This window comes from Rhizobium sp. Root1212 (genome assembly GCF_001424985.1).
Lineage (GTDB): Bacteria > Pseudomonadota > Alphaproteobacteria > Rhizobiales > Rhizobiaceae > Pararhizobium.
Window position 1 is genome coordinate 220,982 of sequence record NZ_LMDA01000024.1, and the last position, 17,841, is coordinate 238,822.

The following is a 17,841-nucleotide window of genomic DNA, read 5'->3' on the forward strand; positions in this document are numbered from 1 at the left end:
TTCGGGCCGCGCGGGAAACTCCCTGCGCGGCCCGAACTGTTTTTACCTATCGGTGTGGATGAAGTACCGCGCGCGGCTCGCATGGCCTTTGCAGCATCGGCGGGCAATCCTATATCAGGAGCTGAATTGCCTTTCCCCGGCGCTGCCGTTTTCCGGCCGGCGCCCGCCTCTGACCCGTCCGGGAGTTTCGACCCATGGCTTCTTATGATTACGACCTCTTCGTCATCGGCGGCGGATCGGGCGGCGTGCGCGCCGGCCGTGTCGCGGCTTCGCTCGGAAAGAAGGTCGGCATTGCCGAGGAATACCGGTACGGCGGCACCTGTGTCATCAGAGGCTGCGTGCCGAAGAAGCTTTATGTCTATGCCTCGCAGTTTTCCGAGACCTTCGAGGATGCCAAGGGCTTCGGCTGGGAGGTCGGTGAAAGCCGCTTTAACTGGAAGGCGCTGGTCGCAGCCAAGGAAAAGGAAATCACCCGGCTTGAAGGTCTCTATCGCAAGGGGCTGGACAATGCCGGGGCGGCAATCTTCAATACCCGCGCCGAACTCGTCGGGCCGAACAGCGTGCGCCTCCTCAACGAGGACCGGGTGGTGACGGCCGAGCGGATCGTCATCGCCGTCGGCGGTCATCCGAGCCCGCACCCGGCTTTGCCGGGCAACGAATTCTGCATCTCCTCGAACGAAGCCTTCGATCTGGCCGAGCTGCCGAAATCGATCCTGATCGCCGGCGGCGGCTATATCGCCGTCGAATTCGCGAATATCTTCCATGGGCTCGGCGTCGAGACGACGCTGATCTATCGCGGCAAGGAAATTCTCTCCCGCTTCGATCACGACCTGCGCCACGGCCTGCACAAGGAAATGGAAGCCAAGGGCATCAAGATCCTGTGCGAGGACGTGCTGCAATCGATCACGGTCGATGGCGAGGGGCGTCGTGTTGCGGAAACGAAAAACCATGGCGTGCTGACGGTCGATCAGGTGATGCTGGCGCTCGGCCGTGTGCCGAACACCGGCGCGCTCGGCCTCGAAAAGGCGGGCGTCACTGTCGACGAGCAGGGGGCGATTGTCGTCGATGCCTTTTCGCGCACCAGCGCGCCGGGCATCTATGCGCTCGGCGACGTCACGAACCGGGTGCAACTGACGCCTGTCGCCATCCACGAGGCCATGTGCTTCATCGAGACCGAATACCGCAACAATCCGACCTCGCCGGATCACGACCTGATCGCGACCGCCGTGTTCTCGCAGCCGGAAATCGGCACGGTCGGCCTGACGGAAGAGGATGCGGCGCGCAAATTCGAAGACCTGGAAATCTACCGTGCCGAATTCCGGCCGATGAAGGCGACACTTTCGGGGCGTTCGGAGAAGATGATCATGAAACTGATCGTCAACGCCGTTGATCGCAAGGTTCTGGGCGCCCATATTCTTGGCCATGATGCCGGCGAAATGGCGCAGCTTCTCGGCGTATCGTTGAAGGGCGGTGTCACCAAGGATGTCTTCGACCGCACCATGGCCGTGCATCCGACTGCGGCGGAAGAACTGGTGACGATGTATTCGCCGACCTACCGCATCAAGAATGGCGAGCGGCAGTAACACAGCATTTGACTATACAAGCGGTCTGGCAGGGTCTATAAGCCCGAGACTTTTTTCGAGACCCGGATCGGCGATCAAAGCCGGTGAAGGAACAGGTGAGTATCATGGCGCAGAATTGGAACCCGAGCAGCTGGCGGCAGAAGCCTATCCAGCAGGTACCGGACTATCCGGATTTGGCAGCACTGGCTGCGACCGAAGCAACGCTTGCGACCTATCCGCCGCTGGTTTTCGCCGGTGAAGCCCGCCGCCTGAAGAGCGCGCTTGCCAATGTCGCCGAAGGCCGCGGCTTCCTGCTGCAGGGCGGCGACTGCGCCGAAAGCTTCGCCGAGCACGGCGCCGACACGATCCGCGACTTCTTCCGCGCCTTCCTGCAGATGGCCGTCGTCCTGACGTTCGGCGCCCAGCAGCCGGTCGTCAAGGTCGGCCGTATTGCCGGCCAGTTCGCGAAGCCGCGTTCCTCGAACATCGAGAAGCAGGGCGATATCGAGCTGCCGAGCTACCGCGGCGATATCATCAACGGCATCGAATTCAACGAAGCCGCCCGCATTCCGAGCCCGGAGCGCCAGCTCGATGCCTACCGCCAGTCGGCCGCGACGCTGAATCTGCTGCGCGCCTTCGCGATGGGTGGCTATGCCAACCTCGAAAACGTGCACCAGTGGATGCTGGGCTTCGTCAAGGACAGCCCGCAGGCCGAGCGTTACCGCAAGCTCGCCGACCGCATCTCCGAGACCATGGATTTCATGAAGGCGATCGGCATCAGCTCGGAAACCAATCCGAGCCTGCGCGAGACCGATTTCTTCACCAGCCACGAGGCGCTTTTGCTCGGCTACGAGCAGGCGCTGACCCGCGTCGATTCGACCTCCGGCGACTGGTACGCGACCTCCGGCCACATGATCTGGATCGGCGACCGTACCCGCCAGCCCGACCATGCCCATATCGAATACTGCCGTGGCATCAAGAACCCGATCGGCCTGAAGTGCGGCCCGTCGCTGTCGGCTGACGGCCTTATCGAACTGATCGACCTCCTGAACCCGAACAACGAGGCCGGTCGCCTGACGCTGATCTGCCGCTTCGGCCACGACAAGGTCGCCGAGCACCTGCCGCGCCTCATTCGCGCGGTCGAGCGCGAAGGCAAGAAGGTGGTCTGGTCCTGCGACCCGATGCACGGCAACACGATCACGCTCAACAACTACAAGACCCGTCCGTTCGAGCGCATCCTGTCGGAAGTCGAAAGCTTCTTCCAGATCCATCGCGCCGAAGGCACACATCCGGGCGGCATCCACATCGAGATGACCGGCAAGGACGTGACCGAATGCACCGGTGGCGCGCGTGCGCTTTCGGGCGCCGATCTCGGCGATCGCTACCACACCCATTGCGACCCGCGCCTCAATGCGGATCAGGCGCTGGAACTCGCGTTCCTGCTCGCCGAGCGCATGAAGGGTGGTCGCGACGAGAAGCGCATGGTGGTCAACGGCTGATCAGCGCTGCTGATCCCCAGGGTCAGCCCTGCTGATCCCCAGGGTCAGCGCTGCTGATCCCAGGGTTGAACGCATTGAAATTGACAGGGCCGGGCCAACACTCGATGTTGGTCCGGCTTTTTCATGTCAGGGGGGATCATGCAGGATATTCATACCGGGAAGTGTCTGTGCGGCGCGGTGCGTTTCGAGACGAGAGGCGCGCTGCGCGAGGTCATCGCCTGCCACTGCTCCCAGTGCCGCCGGCAGACGGGGCTCTATTATGCCGCGACCAATGTGGCCGATGACAGGCTGACGGTGGAAGGGGCCGAGAACGTTACCTGGTACCGCGCCAGCGACGATGCGGCGCGAGGGTTTTGCCGCACCTGCGGCTCGGCGCTGTTCTGGAAGGCGGACGGGCGCACCGACACCTCGATCATGGCCGGCAGCTTCGATCAGCCGACCGATTTGAAGATCGGCGTGCACATCTTCTGCGCCGACAAGGGCGATTTTTACGAAATCAACGACGGCGCGCCTCAGTTTGCCGCTTCCAGCAACTGAAACATCCGCTCGCCCGGCGTCAGATGCGCCGGGCCTTCGGCGGCAATCGCAAAAGCGCGGTCCAGTGCGCAGTGCTTGATCGCCTGCCAGCCCATATAGGCGTTGATGAAATCCGGCGACACCGAGAGGTGCCGCTTGCGGCCGATCTTTTCAGTGCGGCCGACCCAGCCGCTTTCCTCGGCGCGGGTAAACAGCCGGCGGATATGGGTGCGCGACAGCCCGTAATGGATCGACAGTTCGGAAAAGCTCAAATCCTCGATCAGGTAGGGCCGGTTCGACGGGCCTGACGTCACGACCTTCGACATGATGTCGTCAAGCAGCAGGCCGCCGTTTTCAGTCCAGACGAAGGAGGCGATCGAGGCTGGCGGCTCGCGCCATGCGCGGTCCTCGATCAACTGCCTGGCGGCAATCGGCTGGGCGCGGTGGAAGATCGTCGGATCGGCATCGAGGCGGACGACACGGGTGCCGCCATCGAGCAGGTCGAGGCTGTGCATCTGGCCGCGGAACCATTTTTCCATGGCGTCGATGATGACGGCGGTCGGTTCCAGCGGCCGCGAGCGGCGGTTGGTGTTGCCGGGCACGTCCTGGATCAGCTTGTAGGCGAGCAGTTCGGCGAGGAAGGCGGCGGCGGTGTTGCGGCTGGCCGCGCCGAATTTCACCATGATATCGAGCAGGCGCGAAGCGGTGATGCCGCTCAGCGGGTCTTCGGGGTCGCGTTGCAGATAGAGCGCGTAAGCCGCCTGGCTCAGCAGCCATTTCTGCTGTGAGGAGACGAGGCGCGCGACCCGCGGAAAATGATCGTAAAGCCCGACGAGGTGGCGGGCGCATTGCTGAAGAACGGCGAAATAGGCGGGGTGGGCAACCAGCGCTTCCGGCGTCGTCAGGAGCGGATAGCTGCCGGTGTGATGGCCGGCGAAGGGAGCAACCGTCATGTTCCTAGTGTTCCATGGTCTCTGGCCATCTGGTTTGCGCATCGCAGCCGGCATGCCAAGCCGAAGGATGCGCCGCGTCGAGGCCGGTTTTTGCAAAAATTGCCGGGACCGGTCTCGAGCGGCAAGAGTATAACGTGCGAGCCTTCCTATCTGTTCGAAAAAATACCCAAACGGCGAAAAATCCCTGTCGTTGGTTACTGCACGAGAACCGGCCGCAGGCAATTGACGCCGGTGACGCGGACATCCGCTTCCCCAACCCGGACGCCGACCGCGAGCAGGATATTGTAAAGCAGCGTATCGATGGCCGGCGTGACGGCGCCCAGCGTATCGGCAAGGGCTGCCTGAACCAGTTTCGGGCTGCCGAGCGACAGGAACAGCACCTTGATGTCGAGATCGAGATTGCGAAGCAACGACTGGGTGGTCGAGGTCAGGGTGTCTCGCGTCGAGACTGATTTCACCGCCGACATCGCGACTTCCGAGGGGCTGAAGGTCAGCCGCTGCGGCTGCATGTTCTGGGTTTCGACATGGGCGATGCCGTCGATGCGCAAGAGCGGCGATTCGACCAGTCGGGCCTTTTCCACCCGCGGACTGCTGCCGAAGGAGGAAAGCACGGACGGATTGACGTTGCCGATGGCGATTTCGGCAATGCCGGGCACGGTATCGATGCTGACGCCGGCATTGGTGCTGCTGCCGCCATAGCAGCGGATATCGGCCAGGCGCGCTTCCGCATGCGCGACCTCGACATAGAGCGGGAGCCTGATCCTGATGCCGGCAAGGGCGGCCAGGCCATCGACCTCGACGGTTACGGCAAGGCGGGTCTGGGCGGTGCGCACCGCGCTGCCGGGGCTACCAAGGCGATGGGCCGGTGTCTCAATTGGCGGCTCCCCAATGGCGAGATTGACACTTGCGGTGGCGATGCCCGGAACACCCGTCAGGGCGGCGATGGAAATCTGGTTGCCGCCATTGGCGATCGCGGCGGCGGCCGAGAGCATTTCCAGCGCGCTGATCTTCATCTTCCAGTCGGAGCCGGCATCGACCTTGATCTCCTTCTTCGGATCGATATTGAGCAGCTGCGCCAGCGTGAACCTGGCCTTGTTGCGGGTTGTGGCGGTCTCGATGGCCTTCAGCGCGCTGTTCGCCGTGTTCGACAGTCCGCCGGCGAGCCGCATGCCGGCGAGCAGGTCCGGCATAGCGAGGCTGGCGTTCAGCACGTCCTCATAGGTCGCGCCGGTAAGCTTCAGCCGCGTGGCGATGATATCGAGGAACGGCCGGATTTCGACATCGGCATCGGCCAGCGCGCGGTAATCCATGACTTTCAGCGAGATCGTCGTGCCGAGTAGCTGGCCGAGCACGGCATTCAACACGCCGCCATCGAGGCTGGCGAGCCGGGAGCCGACCGAGAAGGCGGCAAGCTTGGTGCTGGCGGCGGTTCCGCTGGCGCGCAGCGTCGGTGGCGTCGAGAACATCGCGGCAAGATGCAGTTCGCCTTCGCGGTCGATGGTTACCTGCGCGGCATCGGCTGGAGTGGCGTTGGGAATGAAGCGTTCGCCGACATCGAGCGCCGGGTCAGGCAGGTAGCGGCCCTTGGTCAGGGTGACGATGCCGCCTTGCAGCGCCACCAGTTCGTCCTTGACCGGCTTTCCGTCGAGATCGATGAGGCCTCGGGAGGTGGCAATCGCCATGTTCAGACCGTTGGCCTTAAGGTGTCGCCGGGTGGCGGTCTCCATATTGGCGAGATCGGAGGAGGCGACGATGGCGGCGATATCGGCGGCCGCCTGCATCTCGCGCTTTTGCAGCGTCAGATAGCCGTAATCGACGCCGAGGCCGAGCGACAGGATGGCAAGCGGCGCCACAAGCGCTGCGGAAATGCCGATATTGCCCGATCTGTCGGTGCGGAGGTTCGGCGCTTTACAATTCGGCATGTCAGATACCTCCCAGTCTTATAGTGGCGTAGCGCCTGATTTCTTGGTTGGGCATCGCGAAGGTGAAGAGGTTCCAGATCGGCAGGTCGCTGGCGTCGTAGGTGATCGTCACCGTGAACTGATCGATGTTGTTGAGGTCGTCCTCGACCTCGTAGGAGACTTTCCGCTTGTTGATGAAGGGATAGTCCTCGATCATCGTGCGCACGTAATGATCGGCAAGGTTGTGGCGTTCGGTCGCGGAAAGACCGGCGACGGCCGTGCGGGCGGCGTCGGCGGCGATCTGCTGGATCGTATGGCTGGCGCTCAGATAGATGCCGTAGCCGATCATCGTCAGGATGGTCATGAAGAAAAGCGGGGCGATCAGCGCGAATTCGATCGCGGCGGCACCGTCTTTGCGACGCAAGAGACGCAGGCCGGTTTTCATAGGCACCTCCCTACAGGTTTTCGGAGAGTAAAAATTCCGATGCACCTATAGGATGTGATTCATTCGTTAAATTTTCTATACATCCAAAAGTTGATTGTTACTCAATCCATAAATCTATAGATGAAATTCCCGCGTGCTTTCGGTTGTAGGCGCCCGGTCATGTATCGGGGCTCTGGCCTGCCGCCGCCAGCTGGTTGCAGAGGCGGGTCACTTCGCCGCGCAACTCGGCGATCTCGCGGAGCAGCACCGTGTCGATCTTGTGATGCAGCGCGATCAGTTCCACCTCGGATTTCAGGTTGACCTCATAGTCCTTGCTGGCGCTCAGCCGGTCCTTCGCCGCCTGGCGGTTCTGCGACATCATGATGACCGGCGCCTGCACCGCGGCGAGCATCGACAGAATCAGATTGAGGAAGATGAAGGGGTAGGGATCGAAAGCATCTCGGGTGAGGATGACCGTGTTGATCACCGCCCAGAAGACGAGGAACAGCCCGAAGGCGATAATGAAGCCCCAGGAGCCGCCGACGCGGGCGATCGCATCGGCCAGCCGGTCGCCCCGGCTCTGGGTCTCGTCGAATTTGGCGTTGAGGTCCTGCGCCAGCGTGCGCCGCTGCCTGGCGTGATCGAGCACGAAGCGTTCGACTTCGCTCAACTGGGCATTGGCCCTGCCGAAAATCGTGTGGGTGATATCGTCGAGATGGGACATGGGATGCTCCGGCTGGCTATCCCTGATGTTCTAGGACGCTTCATGGCCGAAGGGAACATGGCTCCCTCTCCTTGCGAAGAGGGAGCAAGCGGCATCACATGGCGGGCTGGGTGGGGAACAGCTCGGCGTGGGATTCGAAGAAGCGATCCGTGCCGTAGCGCTTGCCGAACATCATGTCGTGCTGCAGGAAGCGGTAGTCGCGCACGGTTTCGTCTATCGTCTTCTGGCGAGCCCAGTTGGTGGTATCCTTGCCGTCGGCGCCGATCAGCATGTAGCGGTCGATCACGTGATGGCGATCGAAGACGTTGCCGAGGAAGCCGGTGTAGTAGGGATGCTCGAAGCCGCCCTGCTGCAGGATCTTGTAGGAGAGGAAGGCCGGGCTGATCGTGCCGATGTCCTTGACCGGGCCGGTCTTGTTCGACCAGACGACCAGGGGGGTCTCGTGCTGCGCCTTCATCTGGTCGAGCGGACCCTTGCGGGAGGCCGTCACGCCGGGCATGAAGCCGGTGCTGGTATAGACGGTGTTGAGCGGCGGCAGGTGATCTCCGAAGATGACGATGATCGTCTCGCGGTCGCGCTCCTTTGCCCAGTCCATCAGTTTCTTGAGGCTGTCGTCGGCTTCCTTGACGCCCTGAGCGTAGGTTTCCAGCACCTGACGGTCGGCATCCGGGAGGGTGCCTTCCACCTTGATGGTGTTCTTCGCATAGCGGTTGGCTTCATAGGGGCCGTGGCCCTGCAGCGTCACGGTGAAGAAGAAGAACGGGTCATCCATCGCGTCGGCCTGGCGGATGATCTCCTTGGTCAAGGATTCATCCGAGGCGAAAATGCCGCGCTTCTGCATGACCGGCATGTTTTCTTCCGAACGGAAGTCCTGGAAGCCGAAGGCGGCATAAACGGCGCTGCGGTTCCAGAACCACTTCTGGAAGGGATGCACCGCCCGCGCCACATAGCCTTCGCCACGGAAGAAGGTGGCGAGCGAGGGGATCGGGTTGCGGATATATTGCTGGTAGGGAATGCTGCCATAGGGCAGGAAGGCGTTGGAAAAGCCGGTCAGCGCCTCGAACTCGACATTGGCCGTCATGCCGCCGAATTCCGGCGAGAAGACGTTGCCGGACTGCATCTCACGGATGGTCGGCATCGGATCGGGCGACAGTTTGACGTTCGGCAGCCGGGTCGGGTCCCACAGGGATTCGCTCATCAGCACGATGACATCAGGCTTGCCGCGATGGCTGGTGCCGGCCGGAACTGGCTTGACCGGAATATTGTCGATGGCATCGATCATGTAGCCGGCAGGGGCCGTCACGTTCGCCATCGGCAGGTTGAGCGCAAAGGCCATGGCAAAGCCGTTGTGGCGATAGTTTTCCGTCTGGTCCCACATGATCGGAATGACGTTCAGGCGATCGCGCAGCCACGAGAAGTCGTTGTAGTCCATGATGTTGTAGAATGACACGAGCAGCGGCACGGACACGGCAAGCCGGGCCAGGCGCGGTTTGCGGGCAAGCTTCGGGAAGCGGCGCCAGGCAAAGCGCGCCAGCCAACCGATGGCGACGATGGCAAGGACCGAGCCGACGACGATGCCGACCGCCGTCCACGGACGGTCGCGCACCAGCACGGGCATCAGCTCCATGATCTGGCGGCCGAACAGGAAATCCGTGGGGTAGAGCGGGTCCGAGAGGAAAACCTGTTTCTGGTGGCTGATCAGAGCCGGCACGACGGCCAGCGGCGCAAGGATAAGCATGCCGATATGCTGGCGCCCGAAAAGCGCATCCAGCGTCAGACTCACCAGCAGGAAAATACCGACCGTCGTCCAGGCGGGACGCATCGGGTCGAGGAAATAGGCCACGGTCTCCTGGACCGAATTGCGGGAGATGCACTCGACCGCGAAAACCAGCAGGATGGCGAGCGCCAGCGACAGCGGCAGGGAAAGCGCGAAACGGCGGGCCTTGGCCCAGTTCCGGCCGAACTCACGGGACCGGCCGATTCCGAAGGTGGTGCCCGCGCTGCGGGGGGCGACCGTGCTGACTGCGGTTTCGAAACTGGCCAAGGCCGGACTCCAATTTTATAAAAACATCGTGAAACTGTCATACCTTTGTCATGTTGAACGCAGCATGAATAAGTCAAGGGCGCCCACGTCCATGTTGCATGTGGTCGAAGCTTACCTATCACCTTGCTTTCATTCGATATTTTTCATGTGGATAACCGCGCTTTCCGCGTTCAGGAAACCGCTCGCCCGAAAAGCCGTTCAGAAACCGCCGGCCGCGTTGCCTCCACCCCGAAAAGCGAGGCTTCCGTTTGGACGTGAACCGCTCTAAACAACGGATGCGGTCTCGACCGCGACCCCGTGCAGAATGAAGGCAGCCCGTCCATGACCGCGCAAAAGACCATTTCCTCCACGCTCCGCATCGCTGTCGCCCAGCTCAATCCGACCGTTGGGGACGTGACCGGTAATCTTGCCAAGGCGCGCGAGGCGAGGGCGGATGCGGCGCGGCAGGGGGCGGACCTGCTGCTTCTGACGGAACTCTTCATTTCCGGCTATCCGCCGGAAGACCTTGTTTTGAAACCGGCTTTCCTGAAATCCTGTCAGGCGGCCGTCGATGCGCTTGCGGCCGATACCGCCGATGGCGGGCCGGGTGTCATCGTCGGCTTCCCGCGCCAGGGCGAGACGGGGCGACACAATTCGGTCGCCGTTCTCGATGGCGGCAAGGTGCTGGTGCTGCGCGACAAGATCGACCTGCCGAACTACGGCGAATTCGACGAAAAGCGCGTCTTTTCCGAAGGCAGCATGCCGGGGCCGGTGAATTTCCGCGGCGTGCGGCTCGGCATTCCGATCTGCGAGGAAATCTGGAACGATCTCGGCGTCTGCGAGACGCTGGCCGAAAGCGGCGCGGAAATCCTGCTGGTGCCGAACGGATCGCCCTATTTCCGCGGCAAGGTCGATGTGCGCCATCAGGTGGCGCTGCGGCAGGTGATCGAAACCGGCCTGCCGCTGGTCTTCGCCAATCAGCTCGGCGGGCAGGACGAACTCGTCTTCGACGGTGCGAGCTTCGGCTTCAATGCCGACAAGACGCTTGCCTTCCAGATGAGCCAGTTCGAAGAGACAATGGCCGTCGTCACCTTCCATCGCAAGGACAATACCTGGCGCTGCGAGGCCGGCCCGTTCTCGAAAATCCCGGAAAAGGAAGAGGCGGATTACCGCGCCTGCATGCTGGGTTTCCGCGATTATGTGAACAAGAACGGCTTCAAGAATGTCGTGCTCGGCCTTTCCGGCGGCATCGACTCGGCGATCTGCGCAGCACTTGCCGTCGATGCGCTGGGCGAAGAGCGGGTGCGCACGCTGATGCTGCCCTATCGCTATACCTCGTCGGAATCCTTCAAAGATGCCGAGGATTGCGCCAAGGCGCTCGGCTGCCGTTACGACATCGTGCCGATCGAGGAGCCGGTCACCGGCTTCACCGAGGCACTTTCGGAGCTTTTCGAGGGCACCGAACCCGGCATCACCGAGGAAAACCTGCAGAGCCGCACGCGCGGCACCATTCTGATGGCGATCTCCAACAAGTTCGGCTCGATGGTGGTGACGACCGGCAACAAATCGGAGATGTCGGTCGGCTATGCGACGCTCTACGGCGACATGAACGGCGGCTTCAACCCGATCAAGGACCTCTACAAGATGCAGGTCTACGCTCTGTCGCGCTGGCGCAACACGACGGTTCCGCCGGGCGCGCTCGGACCTTCGGGCGAGGTGATCCCGTACAACATCATCGACAAGGCGCCGTCGGCCGAACTGCGCCCCAACCAGACCGACCAGGATTCGCTGCCGCCCTATCCGGTGCTCGACGATATCCTGGAATGCCTTGTCGAGCAGGAAATGGGCACGGCGGAAATCGTCGCGCGCGGCCATGACGAGGCGACGGTGCACCGGATCGAACATCTGCTCTATATCGCCGAATACAAGCGCCGCCAGTCGGCGCCGGGCGTGAAAATCACCAAGAAGAACTTCGGCCGCGACCGGCGTTATCCTATCACCAACCGGTTCCGCGATCGGTGATAGTGTCGCGTTAACCGCGTGCAATCTTAAGGCGGCCCGTCGATTGCGACGCGGCCGCCTTTTGTTACTATCCTTCTCTGTTGAGGGAGATGGTGGCCAATGGCTGAGCAGAATGCCGTACTGTTTATCGATGCGGAAAATATGCCGCCGTCTCTGGCTGACGCCATTCACGACGAGGCGATGCGGCATGGTTCCCTGTTTCATCGCAGAGTATACGGCGATTTTAGCCGAGCTTCTCTGGCTCCATGGCTGGAGGTGGCTCCGCGCCATGCACTGACGGCCTGCCAGACGGTTGCCGGCGCGGCAGGCAAGAACGGCGCCGACATCGCCCTTGTCATCGATGCTATGGATTTGTTCCACACGACTGAGGCGGCGGTGTTCTGTCTTGCCACTTGCGACGGCGATTTCACGCAGTTGGCGATGCGGATACGGCAGGGCGGAGGAACCTTCATCGGTATGGGCATGCCGCATGCATCAGCTCGTTTCCGGAGTGCTTGCGATGTCTTCAAGGTCATCGATATCCCCAAAACTGATGCCAAGCCGGTGGCTCAGACCGGTAATCCAGCCCGCGCGCTGAAGGGGGATATCTTGCAACGGGTCTTTGTCACCGCGCCACGGCTCGATGGTGAATGGGTCGGGTTGCCTGACCTCATGAACGCGCTAAAGGTTAGCCTGCCGGGATTCGAGGTGTCGGCTTACGGTCACAGCCAGCTTAGCAAGCTGCTTGCCTTTTCCGGTGTGGAATTGGCCGATAACAATAGGAAAGCGCGCCTGAAAACACCGGTATTGAAGAAGGTGGTCGATAACGGCTAGACATTTTGATCCCCAAAGGTCGGAGTGAGAGATGCGCAGCTCGGTCGAAATCTACAATATCGCTACGGGCCAGACACGGATCGTCTGGCAGACCGACAGGCTGTTCGAAGCGCCGAATTTCACCGCTGATGGCACATCGCTGATCCTCAATGCCGATGGGCTGCTTTACCGGCTGTCGCTCGATGGTGGCGAGCCGGTGGAGATCGATACCGGGCTCGCGCGGACCTGTAACAACGATCACGGGGTTTCGCCGGATGGCGCGACGATCGTCATCAGCGACAAGACCGAATATGGCGCTTCGACCATCTACACGCTGCCGCTCGGCGGCGGCACGCCGAAACAGGTGACGGTGAAGACGCCGTCCTATTGGCACGGCTGGTCGCCGGACGGGAAGACGCTTGCCTATTGCGGCATTCGCGACAATGTCTTCGATATCTATACCATCCCGGTCGAGGGCGGCGAGGAGCGGCGGCTCACCTTCGGAGAGGGGCGTAATGACGGGCCGGATTTCAGCCCGGATGGCGAATGGATCTATTTCAATTCCAGCCGCACGGGGCGTATGCAAATCTGGCGTGTTCGCCCGGATGCAAGCGCGGTGGAGCGCGTCACCGATAGCGAATATGGTGACTGGTTCCCGCATCCCTCGCCGGACGGGCGGCATCTGCTGGTCATCTCCTATGACGGCGACGTGTTCGATCATCCGCGCGATCTCAATGTCAGGTTGCGGCTGATGGATATGGATGGCGGCAATGCGCGCATCCTGTTTCCGCTGTTCGGCGGGCAGGGCACGATCAACGTGCCGAACTGGGCGCCGGACGGAAAATCCTTCGCCTATGTGCGCTATGCCCCGGCTGCGGGCGCTTGAGCGACGGCTTTTTCAACGTCCGGTTTTAACGAATTCCCAACCAGCTTGCTTAAACCAAATTTCCGCTTTGGCTGGTAGCCTGCTTTCAATCGGGAAAGCCGGCCGCGCAGGAGAACGCGCGCACGCCAAGGGGGCAGAAACGGCATGGGGCAGGGTATCATCAAAGGCAAGGGGCGGACCGGGCGCATGGTGCTGGTTATCCACGCCGCCTGCGCGGGCCTTGCACTTCTGATCGTCGCAAGCCTTGCCATCGTGCTCGACCGCTCCGTTACCGAGGCCGACCGTTTCGGCCTGACCGCCGAGCGTAAGCTGGTGGACGGCGAATTGCAGAGCGAGGTCGATGCCGTCGTGCAATACCAGGCGGAACTTTCCTTCTGGAACAAGACGTTTGCCGAGCTTGGTCAGGGCGGCTTGAGCGATGCCTTCATCAAGCAGGAACTGACCGACTGGCTGTGGAAGGATTTCGGCTTCCGCTGGATGATCTTTGCCGATCGCTCCGGCGAGGCCCTGGTGGCGGTGAAGGACGGCCAGAGAACCGAAGAGCGCGAGGGCACGCGGGCGCTGAAATGGGCCGGCGATCTCTTGGAACGGGCCGACAGGCTCTATGAAGACAATCTGGCCGCCGATGGCAGAAGCTGGCGGCTGGACCGGCCCGCCCGCAACAGCGAGGCGCTGGAAGCGCCGGTGCCGGGCATTCACGCGGCCGATATCCGCATGATCGACGGTGCCGTCAGCATCGTCGTGGTGCAGGCCGTCGTGCCGGAAAATCTCCGTATTCCGGCCCTGCGCCGCGATCCGGTGTTCATGGTCACCGTCAAGCCGTTCAGTCCGCGTATGGTGGCGGATGTCGAGGAGCGGCTTGGTGTCTCCCGGCTTGCCTTCAACCCGGTTCGCGATGTCGCCGAAGGTTCGATCCATGTGGCGCTCGGCAATTGCACCGATCCGTCCTGCATGGTCGCCGCCTGGGCACCGCGGCGGCCGGGCAGTTTTGTCCGCTCGGAAACGCTGCCGAGCGTTATCGTCATCGGCCTTGTCGCGACGCTGGTGCTGGCTTTCATCGCGCTCCGGTTCGGGTCGGTGGTGTCGGCGCTCGAAGCGAGCGAGGCGAAAAACCGGCATCAGGCAAGCCACGACCGGTTGACGGGGCTCCTGAACCGCGCCGGTTTCGAAGAGGTGCTGTCGGCCGCCGTCGCCAGAGCGCCGGAGCGGCCGTTCAGCCTGCTCTGCCTCGATCTCGACCGGTTCAAGGCGGTCAACGATACCTATGGCCATCCGGCCGGTGATTTCCTGCTGAAGGTTCTGGCCGAGCGCTTCGAGGCGCGGGTGACCGGGTGCGGCAGTGTTTCCCGCCTTGGCGGCGATGAATTTGCCGTTATCCTCGACCAAAACGTGACGCGCGCGAATGTGGCTACATTGGCGCAGGCGCTGATCGTGGCGGCGCAGACGCCGGTTCCCTATGAGGGGCAGCTGCTGCAGGTCGGCTGTAGCATCGGCATTGCCTTTGCGCCGGACCACGGCACGATCCAGCGCGAAATCGTGCCAGCGGCCGACCGGGCGCTCTATCTCGCCAAGAAGAGCGGCCGGAACCAGGCACGCACGGCCGACGAGGCGCCGATTGAAACGGATGCCGACGATGCCGCGACGGCGCGGGGCGGCCTCGCGGCGTAACCTCGTACTGGACAGGCTGGATAGGCTCGCCTTAGGTTCAGGCTTTTCGGGAGGAGACAAGCATGTCCGCACGGCTTGATGGGAAGATCGCTGTCGTCACAGGCGGCACGCAGGGGCTGGGGGCGGCGGTCGCGACCCTGTTTGCGGAGCGCGGCGCCGAGGCCATCGTCATCTGCGGCCGTAACCGGACCAAAGGCGAGGCGAAGGCCTCCGAAATATCCGGCAAGACCGGCGTTCCCGTCATTTACGTCAAGGCGGATTTCGAAAATGTCGAGGATGCGCGGCGGGTGATCGAAACCTGCGATGCCCGTTTCGGGCGCATCGACGCGCTGGTCAACGTGGCGGCGATTACAGATCGCGGCACCATTCTCGATACGACGCCGGAGCTTTTCGACCGGATGTTCGCCATCAACGTGCGTGCGCCGTTCTTCCTGATGCAGGCGGCGATCGCGGTGATGCGGCGGGAAAAGACCGAGGGCACGATCGTCAATATCGGCTCGATGTCGGCCATGGCCGGCCAACCCTTCATCGCGGCCTATTGCGCCTCCAAGGGGGCGCTGGAGACGCTGACGAAGAACACGGCCTATGCGCTGCTGCGCAACCGCATCCGCGTCAACGGCCTCAATATCGGCTGGATGGCGTCTGATGGCGAGGACCGAATCCAGCGCGAGTTTCACGGAGCTTCCGAAAACTGGCTGGAAGAGGCGGCAAAATCTCAGCCTTTCGGGCGGCTGGTCGATCCGCAGGAGGTGGCGCGCGCCTGCGCCTATCTGTCTTCGGCGGAATCCGGACTGATGACCGGTTCCGTCATCTGCTTCGATCAGTCCGTCTGGGGCGGCTATGACGGCTCGCCGCATCCGGTTGCGCCATTATAACAAGGGCTTGCGGCGAGTTTCGCAGAAAATGAATCCGGTTTTCAGTTCGGCTGTAGTTGCTGGTAGCCGGGGCCTGCCGGGTGGCGCAGGTCGATAGCGGATTCTTCCGCGGGCAGGAAGCTCGGGCCGACCACGCGCACCTTCTTGTCGCCGGGCTCGTAGGGGCGATCGGGGATCGTGCTCTTGATTTCCGCCTGGGGCTTGGTGCCGCCACTGGTGATGGTGATGATCGAGCCCTGCTGCGAGTTGCTCCGGTTCGTCGCTGACGTGCGCGGTAGGGCGCAGCCGCATTGGCCGGGAAGGCCGGGATCGCGGGTCTTGTAGGCAAAGGCCGTCGGCAGGTCGATATAGGGCTCGCCTGTCGAGGCGGAGATCATCTGATCGCTCTCCTCGGTCTTCAGCGCGTGATAGTAGAGCGCGGTTTCCGCGCCGGGGCAGCGGCGGCGGCAGGTGTCGGCGTCGCGCTGGAAATCCGCCGGCGTCGCATTCGACGAGATCGGGAAGAAGGCACCGTCGCAGGTGCGCACGCACATGGTCCTGAGATTTCCGTCTTCACCGCCCGGAAGGGTGAAATCCGCCATATCGTCCTGATCCGACAGGGACTGCATGCTTTCACGGATCGGCGGCAGGTCCTTCAGGATGTTGCGGTGGGTTTCCGGTTCGGCGGCGGCTTCGAGGATCTTGTCCTGTTCCTCGGCGCAGCGGTTGACGTCGAGGGCGGCGAGAATACGGCGGCGGGTGCTGTCGTCACCGCCGGAAATCAGGCTCTGGCGGCGGGCCTTCAGCGCGTCGAGATTGCCTTCCATCTGATGGATCATGGCATCGAGGCTGTCGCAGGTCTCGTTTGGCGGCGCGCCGACGACGATGACGCTGCCGGCGCTGCAGCCTGCCCGGCGGCGATCGCTGCGGGCCTGGCGCAGGTCTATGTTCTGGCGGGAGATGGCGGCGGCGTAATCGCGAAGGTTGGCATTGGAGATGACGTTGCTGCGCGGTAGCTCGTCGAGCCGGGCGGTCAGCCGGTCGCACACGGCTGAGGCTTCTGCGGCCTGAACCTCCAGAAGCAGAAACGCGGCAGAAAAAGCCGCTATCGACGTCGAACCGAAACGCACGTTTGTTTATCGCCTGAAATTGCCGGGCGGGATGCTCCCGCAGAACTGGCCTCAGCCATATCATAACGGCATTCCGCGATGGTGCAACGCGGGGCTGGGGACAATGTTAATGGCGCCGGCGAGGCGGGTCCGCAGCATGCGGAAATCCCCTCGGTCGCAGCGCGGACCGAGGGGATTTCGAAGTTGGAGCTTTAAGCGGCGCGGGCGGTTTCCAGCGACATGGCTTCTTCCAGCACGGTTCCGTCGATGGCGGCGACGGCCTTCATCCGCTCCAGGAGGTCGTCGGTGACTTCCCAGGCGACGGCGACGGCGAAAACCGAGCCGATGCGGTGCGGGGCGCCGATGCGCTCGCCGGGGCAGCCCATGCGGCGGAACATGCGCTCCAGGAAGACATCCGTGACCGTGACGATGTGGCTGAGGCCGGAAGCAAGGCTGAGCTCACCAACGCCGCACATCAGTTCGGCTGCGGCGATCGTCACCTGGTTGGAGGCGCGGTCCTGCGAGATTTCCGGATCGATGCAGAAGCGGCTCGATTCCCAGATCGAAGCGCTGCGGATTTCCGGCTCGCCGTCGAGCAGGATCGGGAAGGTGTCGTCGAGCATGTTGGGGCCGAGCGTCGGCAGGAGGCGCAGCGAGCCGCGCAGGCGGCCGTTGTCGGAATAGGAGAGCACGTAAAGCGGGTTTGCCGTGTCGTAGTCGTCGATCTCCCATTCGTCACGCACCGAGACGTCCCACTTCAGGAAATCATGGAACACACGCTTGCGCAGCTTGAACATGGCGTCGATTTCGCCGGGATTGAACTTTGCAGTGCGGCTGTTGAAAATCCTGATCATTTCTTTGCTCCTTGGTCGGGATGAGCAAAGCCTGTCAGTTTTTGGGGGTTCCTG

15 protein-coding genes are annotated in these 17,841 nt (G+C 62.4%); 8 read left to right on the forward strand and 7 right to left on the reverse strand.

The window, feature by feature from the left end; translation table 11 throughout:
- Nucleotides 1-194: 194 nt before the first annotated feature.
- From gor to ASC86_RS20890, 3 genes are all read left to right on the forward strand, one after another.
- The gene (gene gor / locus ASC86_RS20880; protein ID WP_056325742.1) at nt 195-1,583 is read left to right on the forward strand and encodes a glutathione-disulfide reductase; all 1,389 of its coding nucleotides are present in this window, start codon (nt 195-197) and stop codon (nt 1,581-1,583) included.
- 104 nt (nt 1,584-1,687) lie between these two features.
- Nucleotides 1,688-3,061 (forward strand): 3-deoxy-7-phosphoheptulonate synthase class II, encoded by a 1,374-nt coding sequence (locus ASC86_RS20885; RefSeq protein ID WP_056325745.1) that lies wholly within the window; start codon nt 1,688-1,690, stop codon nt 3,059-3,061.
- A 138-nt stretch (nt 3,062-3,199) separates the two neighbouring features.
- Nucleotides 3,200-3,598, forward strand: coding sequence for a GFA family protein (locus ASC86_RS20890; RefSeq protein ID WP_056325747.1), 399 nt, complete (start codon nt 3,200-3,202; stop codon nt 3,596-3,598).
- On the opposite strand, the gene ASC86_RS20895 is transcribed toward ASC86_RS20890, so the two are convergent.
- From ASC86_RS20895 to ASC86_RS20915, 5 genes are all read right to left on the reverse strand, one after another.
- Complete coding sequence (locus tag ASC86_RS20895; protein ID WP_056325750.1) at nt 3,574-4,530, reverse strand: hypothetical protein; 957 nt, start codon at nt 4,528-4,530, stop codon at nt 3,574-3,576. The genes ASC86_RS20890 and ASC86_RS20895 overlap by 25 nt on opposite strands.
- A gap of 194 nt (nt 4,531-4,724) precedes the next feature.
- Entirely contained in the window at nt 4,725-6,452 is a 1,728-nt protein-coding gene (locus tag ASC86_RS20900; RefSeq protein ID WP_056325754.1) for a TadG family pilus assembly protein, read from the reverse strand.
- A 1-nt stretch (nt 6,453) separates the two neighbouring features.
- The gene (locus tag ASC86_RS20905) at nt 6,454-6,876 is read right to left on the reverse strand and encodes a TadE/TadG family type IV pilus assembly protein (RefSeq protein ID WP_056325758.1); all 423 of its coding nucleotides are present in this window, start codon (nt 6,874-6,876) and stop codon (nt 6,454-6,456) included.
- 157 nt (nt 6,877-7,033) lie between these two features.
- Nucleotides 7,034-7,579, reverse strand: coding sequence for a DUF1003 domain-containing protein (locus tag ASC86_RS20910; protein WP_056325760.1), 546 nt, complete (start codon nt 7,577-7,579; stop codon nt 7,034-7,036).
- 94 nt (nt 7,580-7,673) lie between these two features.
- Entirely contained in the window at nt 7,674-9,560 is a 1,887-nt protein-coding gene (locus ASC86_RS20915) for an LTA synthase family protein (RefSeq protein WP_056325969.1), read from the reverse strand.
- Between the two features lie 384 nt (nt 9,561-9,944).
- Between ASC86_RS20915 and ASC86_RS20920 the strand changes: the two genes are divergently transcribed.
- From ASC86_RS20920 to ASC86_RS20940, 5 genes are all read left to right on the forward strand, one after another.
- Nucleotides 9,945-11,624, forward strand: coding sequence for an NAD+ synthase (locus ASC86_RS20920; protein WP_056325762.1), 1,680 nt, complete (start codon nt 9,945-9,947; stop codon nt 11,622-11,624).
- Nucleotides 11,625-11,723: 99 nt separating this feature from the next.
- The gene (locus tag ASC86_RS20925; protein ID WP_056325765.1) at nt 11,724-12,437 is read left to right on the forward strand and encodes an NYN domain-containing protein; all 714 of its coding nucleotides are present in this window, start codon (nt 11,724-11,726) and stop codon (nt 12,435-12,437) included.
- A 31-nt stretch (nt 12,438-12,468) separates the two neighbouring features.
- Nucleotides 12,469-13,302, forward strand: a complete 834-nt coding sequence (locus ASC86_RS20930; protein WP_056325767.1) for a TolB family protein — start codon at nt 12,469-12,471, stop codon at nt 13,300-13,302.
- Nucleotides 13,303-13,446: 144 nt separating this feature from the next.
- A complete protein-coding gene (locus ASC86_RS20935) occupies nt 13,447-14,970 on the forward strand; it encodes a diguanylate cyclase (protein ID WP_056325770.1) in 1,524 nt (507 codons plus the stop codon).
- Between the two features lie 62 nt (nt 14,971-15,032).
- The gene (locus ASC86_RS20940) at nt 15,033-15,845 is read left to right on the forward strand and encodes an SDR family oxidoreductase (RefSeq protein WP_056325771.1); all 813 of its coding nucleotides are present in this window, start codon (nt 15,033-15,035) and stop codon (nt 15,843-15,845) included.
- Nucleotides 15,846-15,886: 41 nt separating this feature from the next.
- Here ASC86_RS20940 and ASC86_RS20945 read toward each other — a convergent pair whose 3' ends face one another.
- Together ASC86_RS20945 and ASC86_RS20950 are read right to left on the reverse strand one after the other, a co-directional pair.
- Nucleotides 15,887-16,954 carry a DUF2865 domain-containing protein gene (locus ASC86_RS20945; RefSeq protein WP_082510349.1) on the reverse strand — a complete coding sequence of 356 codons (1,068 nt, stop codon included), beginning with the start codon at nt 16,952-16,954 and terminating at the stop codon, nt 15,887-15,889.
- A 191-nt stretch (nt 16,955-17,145) separates the two neighbouring features.
- Complete coding sequence (locus ASC86_RS20950; RefSeq protein WP_056325775.1) at nt 17,146-17,787, reverse strand: acyl-homoserine-lactone synthase; 642 nt, start codon at nt 17,785-17,787, stop codon at nt 17,146-17,148.
- Nucleotides 17,788-17,841 lie beyond the last annotated feature (54 nt).

Bases quoted from the DNA above. Each gene is read 5' to 3' on its own strand.
- ASC86_RS20950 (WP_056325775.1), bottom strand. From the start codon at position 17,787: ATGATCAGGATTTTCAACAGCCGCACTGCAAAGTTCAATCCCGGCGAA.
- ASC86_RS20910 (WP_056325760.1), bottom strand. From the start codon at position 7,579: ATGTCCCATCTCGACGATATCACCCACACGATTTTCGGCAGGGCCAAT.
- ASC86_RS20895 (WP_056325750.1), bottom strand. From the start codon at position 4,530: ATGACGGTTGCTCCCTTCGCCGGCCATCACACCGGCAGCTATCCGCTC.
- ASC86_RS20940 (WP_056325771.1), top strand. From the start codon at position 15,033: ATGTCCGCACGGCTTGATGGGAAGATCGCTGTCGTCACAGGCGGCACG.
- ASC86_RS20925 (WP_056325765.1), top strand. From the start codon at position 11,724: ATGGCTGAGCAGAATGCCGTACTGTTTATCGATGCGGAAAATATGCCG.
- ASC86_RS20930 (WP_056325767.1), top strand. From the start codon at position 12,469: ATGCGCAGCTCGGTCGAAATCTACAATATCGCTACGGGCCAGACACGG.
- ASC86_RS20885 (WP_056325745.1), top strand. From the start codon at position 1,688: ATGGCGCAGAATTGGAACCCGAGCAGCTGGCGGCAGAAGCCTATCCAG.
- ASC86_RS20905 (WP_056325758.1), bottom strand. From the start codon at position 6,876: ATGAAAACCGGCCTGCGTCTCTTGCGTCGCAAAGACGGTGCCGCCGCG.
- ASC86_RS20920 (WP_056325762.1), top strand. From the start codon at position 9,945: ATGACCGCGCAAAAGACCATTTCCTCCACGCTCCGCATCGCTGTCGCC.
- ASC86_RS20900 (WP_056325754.1), bottom strand. From the start codon at position 6,452: ATGCCGAATTGTAAAGCGCCGAACCTCCGCACCGACAGATCGGGCAAT.
- ASC86_RS20935 (WP_056325770.1), top strand. From the start codon at position 13,447: ATGGGGCAGGGTATCATCAAAGGCAAGGGGCGGACCGGGCGCATGGTG.
- ASC86_RS20890 (WP_056325747.1), top strand. From the start codon at position 3,200: ATGCAGGATATTCATACCGGGAAGTGTCTGTGCGGCGCGGTGCGTTTC.
- gor (WP_056325742.1), top strand. From the start codon at position 195: ATGGCTTCTTATGATTACGACCTCTTCGTCATCGGCGGCGGATCGGGC.